General features: G+C 46.1%; 11 protein-coding genes and 2 pseudogenes. 12 read left to right on the top strand and 1 reads right to left on the bottom strand.

Annotated elements, in window-relative coordinates; genetic code table 11:
* Positions 1-2: 2 nt before the first annotated feature.
* Positions 3-311 carry a thioesterase, FlK family gene (locus tag DXA20_RS13920; protein ID WP_330420995.1) on the top strand — a complete coding sequence of 103 codons (309 nt, stop codon included), beginning with the start codon at positions 3-5 and terminating at the stop codon, positions 309-311.
* Positions 312-622: 311 nt separating this feature from the next.
* Here DXA20_RS13920 and DXA20_RS18500 read toward each other — a convergent pair.
* Positions 623-1,965, bottom strand: a pseudogene (locus DXA20_RS18500) (butyryl-CoA:acetate CoA-transferase).
* Between the two features lie 429 nt (positions 1,966-2,394).
* Between DXA20_RS18500 and DXA20_RS13910 the strand changes: the two are divergent.
* The 11 genes and pseudogenes from DXA20_RS13910 to DXA20_RS13860 all read left to right on the top strand — a co-directional run.
* Positions 2,395-3,591, top strand: a complete 1,197-nt coding sequence (locus tag DXA20_RS13910; RefSeq protein ID WP_118561597.1) for an acetyl-CoA C-acetyltransferase — start codon at positions 2,395-2,397, stop codon at positions 3,589-3,591.
* Positions 3,592-3,612: 21 nt separating this feature from the next.
* Positions 3,613-4,401, top strand: a complete 789-nt coding sequence (locus DXA20_RS13905; protein WP_118561595.1) for an enoyl-CoA hydratase-related protein — start codon at positions 3,613-3,615, stop codon at positions 4,399-4,401.
* An 82-nt stretch (positions 4,402-4,483) separates the two neighbouring features.
* Positions 4,484-5,355: pseudogene (locus DXA20_RS18495) on the top strand (3-hydroxyacyl-CoA dehydrogenase family protein).
* 41 nt (positions 5,356-5,396) lie between these two features.
* Positions 5,397-6,566: an acyl-CoA dehydrogenase gene (locus tag DXA20_RS13895; protein WP_022306389.1), complete on the top strand. Its 1,170-nt coding sequence runs from the start codon at positions 5,397-5,399 to the stop codon at positions 6,564-6,566.
* Between the two features lie 52 nt (positions 6,567-6,618).
* Positions 6,619-7,413 carry an electron transfer flavoprotein subunit beta/FixA family protein gene (locus DXA20_RS13890; RefSeq protein WP_022306388.1) on the top strand — a complete coding sequence of 265 codons (795 nt, stop codon included), beginning with the start codon at positions 6,619-6,621 and terminating at the stop codon, positions 7,411-7,413.
* Positions 7,414-7,440: 27 nt separating this feature from the next.
* Positions 7,441-8,478: an electron transfer flavoprotein subunit alpha/FixB family protein gene (locus DXA20_RS13885; RefSeq protein ID WP_022306387.1), complete on the top strand. Its 1,038-nt coding sequence runs from the start codon at positions 7,441-7,443 to the stop codon at positions 8,476-8,478.
* 295 nt (positions 8,479-8,773) lie between these two features.
* Positions 8,774-9,622: an undecaprenyl-diphosphate phosphatase gene (locus DXA20_RS13880; protein WP_118561593.1), complete on the top strand. Its 849-nt coding sequence runs from the start codon at positions 8,774-8,776 to the stop codon at positions 9,620-9,622.
* A 154-nt stretch (positions 9,623-9,776) separates the two neighbouring features.
* Positions 9,777-10,559: an adaptor protein MecA gene (locus DXA20_RS13875; RefSeq protein WP_279222384.1), complete on the top strand. Its 783-nt coding sequence runs from the start codon at positions 9,777-9,779 to the stop codon at positions 10,557-10,559.
* 1 nt (position 10,560) lies between these two features.
* Positions 10,561-11,166, top strand: a complete 606-nt coding sequence (gene lepB / locus DXA20_RS13870) for a signal peptidase I (protein ID WP_022305073.1) — start codon at positions 10,561-10,563, stop codon at positions 11,164-11,166.
* Positions 11,167-11,296: 130 nt separating this feature from the next.
* Positions 11,297-12,142 carry a ribosome biogenesis GTPase YlqF gene (gene ylqF, locus DXA20_RS13865; RefSeq protein ID WP_022305072.1) on the top strand — a complete coding sequence of 282 codons (846 nt, stop codon included), beginning with the start codon at positions 11,297-11,299 and terminating at the stop codon, positions 12,140-12,142.
* Between the two features lie 24 nt (positions 12,143-12,166).
* A partial coding sequence (locus DXA20_RS13860) for a hypothetical protein (RefSeq protein WP_199877091.1) occupies positions 12,167-12,749 on the top strand: 583 nt, incomplete at its 3' end.

Below are 12,749 nucleotides of genomic sequence, written 5' to 3'. Positions count from 1 at the left end.
ATATGTTAGAAGTAGGAATCAAGGGACATCAGGAAATGGTTGTAACAGACCGGTATACGGCAAAGACAATGGGAAGCGGAGTGATGGATGTATTTGCAACACCTGCAATGCTCGCTTTAATGGAGAAGACTGCATTTATGAGCGTGGCAGACAAGCTGAACGAGGGCTGTGGCACAGTTGGCACGAAGGTGGAGATTGAGCATGTTGCTTCTTCGCCGATTGGAATGAAGATCACCTGCGACAGCAGCTTGTTGCTATTGAGGGAAGAAAGCTTGTATTTTCCGTGGAAGCTTATGATGCAAAGGGATTGATCGGAAAGGGAACGCATGAGCGTTTTATCATTGAGAGCAAGAAGTTCCAGGAAAAGACTGACCGTAAGCTGGAGGGTTAATAGAATGACATAGAAATGAGTTTGTTAGTCCTATCTATCATAAAGGGTGGAACCGACGTTTTGCCCTCTGGAAATTGCGAAGCAATTCTCGGAGGAATCGCACTACGTTAAGAATATTTTCCGATATATTAAAAAGCTATGAGCATTGAGACTCATAGCTTTTTTGCTTGCCGGAAAGAAGCAGGAAAGCATCTTCCGGCGTCGTATTATAATAAGATAAAGAAACTTGATTTATCGTTTGTTGCTGTTTCTCCAGATATGAAGCTTATCTGCCTCTGCGATCAGCTGATCACGGAAATCAGGATGTGCAACGGAGATCAGAGCCTCTGCCTTCTGCCAGGTTGAAAGACCCTTCAGATTGACAATGCCATACTCTGTAACGAAGTAGTGGATGTTTGCTCTGGTATCCGTAACGATGGAGCCGTTGCTTAAGGTTGGCTTGATACGTGATGTTACAGTGCCATCCTTTGTCTTAAAAGTAGAAGACATACAGATAAAGCTCTTGCCGCCGTTGGAAAGATAAGCGCCCAGAACGAAGTCGAGCTGTCCACCGGCACCGCTAATGTGCTTGATACCTGCTGACTCTGCATTAACCTGACCGAACAGATCAATATCAACGGCATTGTTGATGGACATGAAATTATCCAGAGAAGAGATCGAACGGATATCATTGGTGTACTCAACAGGAGCAGCCATACATTCCGGATTGTTGTTCAGGTAATCATAAAGCTTCTTGGTTCCTGCAGCGAAGCCGTATACCTGACGCCCCTTATCGATATTCTTTCTCATACCGGTGATCTTACCTGCCTTGGCAATGTCAACAAATGCATCGACATACATCTCGGTATGTACACCAAGATCCTTCAGGTCAGACTCGGCGATCAGGGAACCTACTGCGTTTGGCATACCGCCGATACCAAGCTGGAGGCAGGCTCCGTCAGGATCTGATCAACGATATATTTTGCGACAGCGTGGTCGATATCAGTAGCAGCTCCGCCGCCACCCAGCTCATAAAGCTCTGTGTTGGAGCCTTCTACGATGAGATCGACATCCTTGATGCTGACACAGTTATCAAAGCCGCCCAGGCAGACAGGCATGTTCTGGTTTACCTCGACGATAACCTTCTTGGCAGAACGGATGCATGCCATTGCATGAGAAGGACTTGGTCCAAGGTTGAAATAGCCGTGTTCGTCCATTGGAGCAACCTGAAGCATAGCAACATCAGGCGGTGTCTGTGATTCGCGGTAATATCTTGGAAGCTCGGAATAACGGATCGGAGCATAGAAGCTGAAGCCCTTGGCGATCGCCTTACGCTCGATACCTCCCATGTGCCATGAGTTCCATGCAAAATGAGCGGCAGGATCCTCGATTTTAAAGATCTCAGGCTCTTTCATTAAAATTCCACCCCGGATATTAACACCGGTCAATTCCGGCATACGCTTTGCCAGTGCCTTATCAAGATCGATAACAGTTGTTGCAGCCCAGCCGTAATCAACCCAGTCACCGGATTTGATCTCGCGGACGGCATCGTCTGCACTGACGAGTTTTTTCGAATACATTTCCTTGTAATCCATGATTTCCTCCATTCTGTGATGAAGCATCATCACATTTGATTTCTCGGTAGATCGTATAAGATCACCTGTGGGAAGAGCAGTCTTATGAGAAAACTTTTCATTTGCTCTGCACTTTCTACACATATAGGTATAGAATACCACTTTTTGATACGGCGCGCAAATGTTAAATACATGCAATCAGCAGGGGGCAAATCAGCAGGGACTGGCAGTTTGGAAAAGAGGTGGCAGGGCGGCAGCCCTATTTGTGCGGTTTGCACGGTAATATGGGAAAAAGGCTTGCCATTTTTGGAAGTTTGATATATCATTGAGAGTAGTTAGGTCACTAATGTGGTTAATAACGATAAAAATAGTACATACATTTTTCGTCATTTTTCACAACCTGCTATGCAGGAGTGGCTGTATAAGAAAATAGAAGGAGGATTTTTTATTATGGCAAAGAAAATTGTTTTAGCAGGCGCTTGTCGTACCGCTATCGGAAAGATGGGTGGAGGACTCAGCAAGACTCCGGCTCCTGTATTAGGTTCTGTAGTTATCAAGGAAGCTCTGAACAGAGCCGGTGTACCGGCTGATCAGGTAGATCATGTATACATGGGCTGCGTAATTCAGGCAGGTCTCGGACAGAACGTAGCACGTCAGGCATCTATCAAAGCTGGTCTCCCTGTTGAGACACCTGCTGTAACAGTTAACGTAGTATGTGGTTCCGGTCTGAATTGTGTCAACATGGCTGCTCAGATGATCGAAGCAGGCGATGCTGATATCGTTGTTGCAGGTGGTATGGAGAATATGTCTATGGCTCCTTACGCAATGATGCAGGGTCGTTACGGATACCGTATGAACAATGGTAAGCTCGTTGATACAATGGTAAACGATGCACTCTGGGATGCATTTAATCAGTATCATATGATGATCACAGCAGAGAACGTTGCTGATGAGTGGGGTCTTACCCGCGAAGAGCTCGATGAGTTCGCAGCAAACAGCCAGCAGAAGTGCGAGGCAGCTATCGCAGCAGGCAAGTTTGATGATGAGATCGTTCCTGTACAGACCGGTGTTGATCGCAAGACAAAAGAGCCGATCATTTTCTCTAAGGATGAGGGACCACGTCCAGGCACAACAGCAGAGGGCCTTTCCAAGCTGAAATGCTGCTCCGGTAAAGAGGGCGGTGTTGTTACAGCCGGTAACGCATCAGGTATCAATGATGGTGCAGCAGCTGTTGTAGTTATGACAGAAGAGAAAGCAAAAGAGCTTGGTGTTAAGCCTATGGCTACATTCGTAGCCGGAGCACTTGGCGGTGTTCGTCCTGAGATCATGGGTGTTGGTCCTGTTGCTTCTACAAAGAAAGTTCTTGCTAAGACAGGTTTTACAATTGATGACATTGATCTTATCGAGGCAAACGAGGCATTTGCAGCACAGTCTGTAGCAGTTGCAAGAGACTTAAACTTCGATATGTCTAAGGTAAACAAAAACGGTGGTGCTATCGCACTTGGACATCCTGTTGGAGCTTCCGGATGCCGTATCCTTGTTACACTTCTTCATGAGATGCAGAAAGAGGGAGCAAACAGAGGTCTTGCTACTCTTTGTATCGGTGGTGGAATGGGCTGCTCTACAATCGTTGAAGCTTACAAATAATTAAAAAGGAGATACACTACTATGGATTTCATTTTATATGAAGTAGATGGTGCTGTTGCAACCATCACGATCAATCGTCCAAAGGCACTCAATGCTCTGAACAGCCAGGTTCTTGATGAACTGGATCAGACACTGGATGCGATCGATCTGGATACTGTAAGATGCGTGATCCTGACAGGCGCAGGAGACAAGTCTTTTGTTGCAGGTGCTGATATCGGAGAGATGAGCACACTGACAAAGGCAGAGGGAGAGGCTTTCGGTAAGAAAGGAAACGATGTATTCCGCAAGCTTGAGACTCTTCCAATCCCTGTGATCGCTGCAGTAAATGGCTTCGCTCTTGGTGGCGGCTGCGAGATCTCTATGAGCTGCGATATCCGTATCTGCTCTGAGAATGCAATGTTTGGTCAGCCTGAGGCTGGTCTTGGTATCACACCTGGTTTCGGTGGTACACAGAGGTTGGCAAGAACTGTTGGTGTAGGTATGGCTAAGCAGTTGATCTATACTGCACGCAATATCAAGGCTGACGAGGCATACAGAATCGGTCTTGTAAATGCAGTTTATCCACAGGAGGAGCTGATGGAGCAGGCAAAGAAGATGGCATCTACCATCGCAAAGAACGCTCCGATCGCTGTCCGCAACTGCAAGAAGGCGATCAACGATGGTCTTCAGGTAGATATCGATCAGGCAATCGTGGTCGAGGAGAAGCTTTTCGGTGACTGCTTCGAGACAGAGGATCAGAAGGCTGGAATGGGTAACTTCCTTGCACCAAAGGATCAGAAGGTAAAGGTTGTACCATTCAAGAATTGTTAGTTTAATCCGTAGGGATTATCATACAGTGGAGGAATGGACGTTATGTCCGTTTCTCCAAATATAAAAATGGAGGTTATAGACAATGAAAGTAGGCGTTATTGGTGCTGGTACTATGGGACAGGGCATTGCTAAGGCATTTGCTCAGAATGAAGGCTATGAGGTAGCACTCTGCGATATCAAGCAGGAGTGGGCTGAAGGCGGTAAAGAGAAGATCGCTAAGGGTTATGACAGACTTGTTCAGAAGGGCAAGCTGACACAGGATGCAGTAGATGCAATCCTTGGCAGAATCACACCGGGCTTAAAGGAAGATCTTTGCAAGGACTGTGATCTGATCGTTGAGGCAGCTTTTGAGGATATCAACGTTAAGAAGACAACATTCGCAGAGCTTGACAAGATTGCTAAGCCGGAGTGTATCTTCGCTTCTAATACATCAAGCCTTTCTATCACAGAAATCGGAAATGGTCTTACCCGTCCAATGGTAGGTATGCATTTCTTCAATCCTGCTGACCGTATGAGCTTATCGAGGTTATCGCTGGTGTGAATACTCCTGCAGAGACTGTAGATGCGATCAAGAAGATTTCTGAGGAGATCGGAAAGACTCCTGTACAGGTAAATGAGGCTGCCGGCTTCGTAGTAAACCGTATCCTGATCCCTATGATCAACGAAGCTGCATTCATCAAGATGGAAGGTGTTTCTGATATCGCTGGTATCGATGCTGCTATGAAGCTTGGTGCAAATCATCCAATGGGACCTCTTGAGTTAGGTGATTTCATCGGTCTTGATATCTGCCTTGCTATCATGGATGTACTTTACAATGAGACAGGCGACAGCAAGTATCGTGCATGCCCACTTCTCCGTAAGATGGTTCGTGGTGGAAACCTCGGTGCTAAGAGCGGAAAAGGTTTCTATGTTTACAATGCTGACCGTACAAAGACTCCGGTTGATGCTCAGTAATTAAATAAGAATTAAATTTAGGAAAGGTGGTAAAGCAAATCATGGATTTTACATTAAGTAAACAGCATGAGATGGCGAGACAGCTTTTTAAGGATTTCGCTGAAAATGAAGTAAAGCCTCTGGCACAGGAAACTGATGAGACTGAGGTATTCCCACAGGTTACAGTTGATAAGATGGGAAAGAACGGATTCCTTGGAATTCCGGTACCAAAGGAGTTCGGCGGACAGGGCGCTGATATTCTGACATATATTATGTGTGTAGAGGAACTGTCTAAGGTTTGTGGTACAACAGGCGTTATCGTATCTGCACATACATCCCTTTGTGTAGATCCGATCCTCACATACGGAACAAAGGAGCAGAAAGAGAAATTCCTTCCTCCTCTCTGTAATGGTGAGAAGCTTGGTGCATTTGGTCTTACTGAGCCGGGTGCCGGTACAGATGCACAGGGTGCACAGACAAAGGCTGTTCTCGATGGAGACGAGTGGGTGCTGAACGGTTCCAAGTGTTTCATCACAAACGGTAAGGTCGCTGATGTTTACATCATCATCGCTGTTACTGATATTACAGAGGACAAGCGCGGCAGAAAGAAAAAGAACTTCTCCGCATTTATCGTAGAGAAAGGAACTCCGGGCTTCTCCTTCGGTACAAAGGAGAAGAAGATGGGTATCCGTGGATCATCTACATACGAGTTGATCTTCGAGGATTGCCGTATTCCAAAGGAGAACCTGTTAGGTGTCCGCGGTAAGGGATTCCCAATCGCTATGCATACTCTGGATGGTGGACGTATCGGTATCGCTTCACAGGCTCTTGGTCTTGCTGAGGGTGCTCTGGAGAAGACAATTGAGTACACCAAAGAGAGAAAGCAGTTTGGACGTGCTATTTCTGCTCAGCAGAATACACAGTTCCAGCTTGCAAATATGGCTACAAAGATTGAGGCTGCTAAGGCTCTTGTATACAAGGCAGCTCTTAAGAAACAGGAATTTGCAAATGGTGCAAAGGTTTCTTACTCTGTTGAGGCAGCTATGGCTAAGCTTTATGCTGCTGAGGTTGCAATGGAGGTTACTACCAAGTGTGTTCAGTTGTTTGGTGGTTATGGATATATCAGAGAGTACGATGTTGAGCGTATGATGCGTGATGCAAAGATCACAGAGATCTACGAGGGAACTTCAGAGGTTCAGCGTATGGTTATCTCTGGTGCTCTTCTCCGTTAATAGAAACAATGGATTCACTGAATAAAAATAAAAGACAAGGAGTGACAAAGCTGTGAAAATAGTAGTTTGTATTAAGCAGGTTCCAGATACAAAGGGCGGAGTTAAGTTCAATCCGGACGGTACTCTGGACAGAGGTGCTATGCTTGCCATCATGAACCCGGACGACAAAGCTGGTTTGGAAGCAGCACTCAGAATTAAAGACGATATGGGCAAAGACAATGTGGAAGTAACCGTTCTTACAATGGGTCTTCCAAAGGCAGAGGAAGTTCTCCGTGAAGCACTTGCTATGGGTGCTGACAAGGGTATCCTTGTAACAGATCGTGTGCTCGGTGGTGCTGATACATGGGCAACCTCTACAACAATTGCCGGTGCTTTGAGAAATATTGATTATGATTTGATCATCACAGGCCGTCAGGCTATCGATGGTGATACAGCTCAGGTTGGTCCTCAGATTTCTGAGCATCTGGATCTTCCTGTTATCTCTTACGCTAAGAACATCAAGATCGAGGGTGACAGCGTTGTAGTTGAGCGTCAGTTCGATGACAGATATCATGTACTGAAAGCCAAAATGCCATGTCTGATCACTGCTCTTTCTGAGTTAAACGAGCCTCGTTACATGACTCCGGGTGGAATCTTCGATGCATATGAGAAGGAGATTACAGTCTGGGGCAGAGCAGATCTTAAGGATGTAGATGATTCTAACCTTGGTCTGAAGGGTTCTCCTACAAAGATTGCAAAGGCATCCGATAAGGTTAAGAAGGGTGCTGGCGAGGTAGTTACTCCAGATTCTCCGGATGAGGCAGTAACATACATCATGAGTAAGTTAAAAGAGAAGCATGTAATCTAATCAAAATAAGGAAAAGTGGTGACAATAATGAATTTAGAAGAATATAAGGGTGTCTATGTCTTTGCACAGCAGGTAGACAATGAGCTGAGCAGCATCGCATTTGAGCTGCTTGGAAAAGCAAAGGAGCTCGCTGCTCCTCTGAACACAGATGTTACAGCCGTTCTGATCGGTTCTGATGTTAAGGGTCTCGTAGATCAGTTAGCAGAGTATGGTGCTGATAAGGTTATCGTTGTTGACGATCCTGAGCTGAAGGAATACAGAACAGAGCCATATGCACATGCATTAGCATCAGTAATCAATGAGTACAAGCCTGAGATCGTTCTGGTTGGTGCTACAGCAATCGGTCGTGACCTTGGACCTCGCGTATCTGCACGAGTAGCAACCGGTCTGACTGCAGACTGTACTGTACTTGAGATCGGTGATTTCCCTCTGAATGCAATTCCGGGACAGGAGCAGAAGCACAATCAGCTTCTTATGACTCGTCCTGCATTCGGTGGTAACACTATCGCTACAATCGCATGTCCGGATAACCGTCCTCAGATGGCTACCGTTCGTCCAGGTGTTATGCAGAAGATCGATCCGATTGCCGGAGCTAAGGCTGAGGTGATCGAGTACAATCCTGGATTTACTCCGGACAACAAGTATGTTGAGATCCTTGACGTTGTCAAAGAGCTTTCTGATACTGTAGATATCATGGATGCAAAGATCCTCGTATCCGGTGGCCGTGGTGTTGGAAGCGCAGAGAACTTCAAGCTTCTTCAGGATCTGGCAGATGTTATCGGTGGTACCGTGAGCTGCTCACGTGCCGTAGTTGATAACGGCTGGCTTCCAAAAGAGCTCCAGGTAGGTCAGACAGGTAAGACCGTTCGTCCTAACGTATACTTTGCAATCGGTATTTCCGGTGCAATCCAGCATACAGCAGGTATGGAAGAGTCTGACATCATCATCGCAATCAACAAAGATGATTCTGCTCCAATCTTCGATGTAGCAGACTACGGTATTGTTGGCGATCTGAACAAGATTGTTCCTAAGCTCACAGAGGAGCTGAAGAAGGTAGTGAAATAATTAACGTTGTAAAAAATCCTTCTTTCACATAGAATGTGAAATGAGTATCCCGTGGAGATTTTCTCTGCGGGATATTTTTTTTTTGCTTTTTTTACAGGAAACGGGAAATCATTATGTAAAGTTTAGATAAAGTTAAACTCTTTTGACTTGTGCTTTAAGGCATATTTCGGTATAGTATAGTAGTATTTATGTATAGCATGATATAATTGTGCATACGCGACAGGCATGCCGGGAGAGCAGTGGTGCAGTCTGCCAATATAATGAGTGTCCGTTAAGGGCGCGGGATGGAGGAAACATGTTAGAGATATTAAAATCACTATTATTTGGAATTGTAGAGGGAATTACGGAATGGCTTCCGGTCAGCAGTACCGGTCATATGATCCTGTTTGATGAGTTTGTACAGCTTAATATGTCGGCGGCTTTTAAGGAAATGTATCTGGTTGTGATACAGCTTGGTGCGATTCTTGCTGTAGTATTATTATTCTGGGATCAGATATGGCCGTTTCAGAGTGGGGCAAAGTACGATGGAAGCAATAAGGTACTTCCGGGATGGATCAAGGAAAATATCTTTGTTATGTGGTTAAAGATCGTTGTAGCATGCGTTCCGGCAGTGATCATTGAGCTGGCGGCAGGTGACTATCTTGAGGCGTTGTTCTACAACTATAAGACAGTATCGATCATGCTGATCGTTGTCGGTATTCTTTTCATTATCGTGGAGGACTGGAATAAAAAGAGAACTGCAAAGATTACTTCCATCGCAGATATTACATATCAGACTGCGTTTCTGATCGGTGTATTTCAGTTGATCGCAGCCGTATTTCCGGGAACGTCCCGCTCGGGGGCAACGATCATAGGAGGACTGATTCTCGGACTTTCCAGACAGATTGCGGCAGAGTTTACATTTTATCTTGCAATCCCGGTTATGTTTGGTGCAAGTCTGATCAAGCTGTTAAAATTTGGATTTCACTTTACCGCTTTGGAGGCAGGTGTGCTTGCAGTCGGCATGATCGCTGCATTTCTTGTATCCGTTGTTGTGATACGGTTTCTGATGGGTTATATTAAGAAACATGACTTTAAAGTGTTTGGCTGGTATCGTATCGTACTCGGCGTTGTGGTACTGGCAAGCTTCGCATTTTTTCTGTAAGAATAATGCTGCAGTCGTTTTGCAAGTATGAATCTTTGTGATTTTTGATGCGGAGGATTTGACAGATGATGGTCTGTGCATTAAGATAAGGATGGATCGTTGTATACTCGATTATATGACGGACTTATCGTAAAGATAGGAGGAATGTACATGGATTTTCGCAGTTGATAAAAATACCGTACAGTGCATTTTATCCGAGGAAGAAATGAGTGCATACGGTTTTCGCATAGAAGATTTCTTTTCCAATCAGGAAAAGGCAAGGGAGTTTCTGGAACATCTGGTGGAGCGTGCCGAGGAAGAGATCGGTTATGAGGCGCACAGCGGGATGGTCTCCATGCAGATCATGAAGCTGCCGGATAACGGCATCGTGATCACATTGTCTGAGAGAGATAACAGCGCAGACGGTTTTCAGAATATGTTGCAAAATATTCACCAACAACTCGCTTCGATCCTTGGTCCGGAGGCAGCAGATCAGCTGATGGAGCAAGAAGGGGAGGCAGCCATGGAGATGGCAGCGAATATCGAGAATGCAGAGGATACGGAGCAAGGAGCGAAGTATACAGATGCAGACGATACATATGCCGGGGAGCGTGGACAGAGAAAGACGAATACGAAGCTGCTTACGGCACCGCGGGTACTCCGGTTTGAGTCTCTGCGTCCGTTGGAGAAGCTTGCGGGAGCACTTAACATGTCAAAGCCGGTGAGCAGTTCCGTGTATTTTGATCCGGATAATGATCATTATTATCTTGTCGTCAAAAAGGGAAGAATGAATCTGCAGGAGTATATGGTTCTGTGCAATGCATTGAGGGATTATGTGAGTCCGGAGGAGTATTCTGTGCAGTTGTATGCAGAGCAGTTTTGTAAGGAACATTTTGAGATATTTATTCCGAAGAATGCTCTGGGCATTTTGAAAAATATAGAGACAGGAATGGATTAACATGAAGTATGATTTTGATCTTGAGGAACGTCGGTTTTCCAAGCAGTTTATATTAAAGCTTCTGATCACGCTTGTTGAGGCTGTGATCGTTGTTTTTCTTGCGTTTACGATTACCAGATACGGGCTTGAGAAGATGACGGTATCCGGAGAATATATGAGTCCAACCTTGAAGTCGGGGGACTGTGTACTGATCAATAAGCTGTCCTATCGTTTTCATAAGATTCACCGCAATGATGTGATCGTTGTGAGACAAACCGGTTCGGAACACAGTTATTTTTCATTGGAGCGTGTGATCGGTCTGCCCGGAGAGCGGGTGCAGATCAAGGAAGGACAAGTCTATATTAATGACAAAAAGCTCAAAGAAAAGCTTTCGTATCCTTTGATGGATAACGGAGGGTTGGCTGAGGACGTCGTCACGTTGGACAAGAATGAGTATTTTGTGCTGGGAGATAACCGGAATGAGTGTGAGGACAGCCGGAATGCCGCAGTCGGCAATATTTCCCGCAAGTCCATTGTTGGAAAGGCATGGATCCGTATGAATTCGTTTACGTTTGTGGGGATGATCAATAACTTCCGGAAGGAAGATACAAGCAGTGATTTACAGTGATCAGGGTGTCATGGGCGGGCTGTGATATTTTGATCTTATTATATGATGCAATCCGAGGCATTATATTTTATAATATTATAGTAATCTGCCTGATTGCGTGGCAGATGTCAGAAAGGTGCAGGTAAAAAGTATGGAATTTCAGTGGTATCCGGGACATATGTCGAAGGCAAAGCGTGCCATGCAGGAGGATCTCAAGCTGATCAATGTGATCATCGAGCTGGTGGACGCCAGAGTACCACTTAGCAGTAAGAATCCGGATATTGATCCCATGGCCAATGGCAAATCCAGGATCATCCTGCTGAACAAATGCGATCTGGCAGATGCGGCAGTGACGGCACAGTGGAAGAAATATTACGAGAAAAAGGGCTTCTTTGTGGCTTTGGTTAATTCCAAGCAGGGAAAGGGCGTAAAGCAGGTCAACGAAGTGATCCAGAGTGCGTGTAAAGAGAAGATTGAGAGAGACCGGCGCAGAGGCATTTTAAACCGTCCGATCCGGGCGATGATCGTTGGTATTCCGAATGTCGGAAAGTCGACCTTCATCAACAGCTTTGCCGGAAAGGCGTGCACGAAGACCGGTAATAAACCTGGCGTGACCAAGGGAAAGCAGTGGATTCGCCTGAATAAGAACGTGGAGCTTTTAGACACACCGGGTATTTTATGGCCGAAGTTTGAGGATCAGACGGTGGGACTTCGATTAGCATTTATCGGTTCTATTAAGGACGAGCTGTCCAATCAGTATGAGCTGTGCCTTCTGTTAATGAAGTATCTGCAGGAGCATTATCCGGAGGCGGTTCCGAAGGCATATCAGATTGAGGCAGATGATAGTGAGGTTGTTCTTTTGGAACGTGTTGCAAAGCGTAGAGGATGTCTGAAAGCAGGCGGTGAGTATGACTTGGATAAGGCAGCAAATTATGTGATAGATGATTTTCGCAATGGTCGTCTTGGTGCGATCAGTCTGGAACAGCCGGAGCAGTAAATTGCTTTTGTAGGGGGAACAGTTATGTACGACGAGAAATTAGTCGAAGACAGTCTTGCATTTGCGGAGGAGATCAGGGCAAGATTAGAGGGGAAAAAGGCAGCGTCGCAGATGCAGGCGCAGCAGAGTATAAAGCCGCAGACAACACAGCGTCAGACAGCACCAACACCGTCAGTGACGGCATCACAGATACAGGCACAGCAGAGTGCGAAAGCACCGGTGACAGCTGCACCGAAAAAGCAGGTGACACCGCAGGCAGATGTTGCTGCAATGGTACAGCCCCGGAAGAGCATAAAGCCGCAGACAGCCCCGCAGATGACGATGACAGCACGGATAGCACCGACATCAGGACAGGTACAGTCGAGTGCAAATGCACGGGTAGTACCGAAGTCTGCAACGGTACAGGCACAGAAGAGCCCAGCCTCAACACCGACATCCGTAGCAAAGCAGCCACAGGTACAGCGGAGCAAACAGCCGCAGGCAGCCTCAACACCGCAGGCAGCACCGGCATCAGCACCGGCAGCTGCAAAACCGCAGGTAGCATCGGCATCAGCACCGGCAGCTGCAACACTGCAGACGGCATCGACACCGGCACCGGCAGCTGCAA

It is taken from the genome of Roseburia sp. AM59-24XD, assembly GCF_003478445.1.
In the GTDB taxonomy this organism is placed as follows: Bacteria; Bacillota; Clostridia; order Lachnospirales; family Lachnospiraceae; genus Jutongia.
This window is presented reverse-complemented; position numbering and strand designations above follow the sequence as displayed.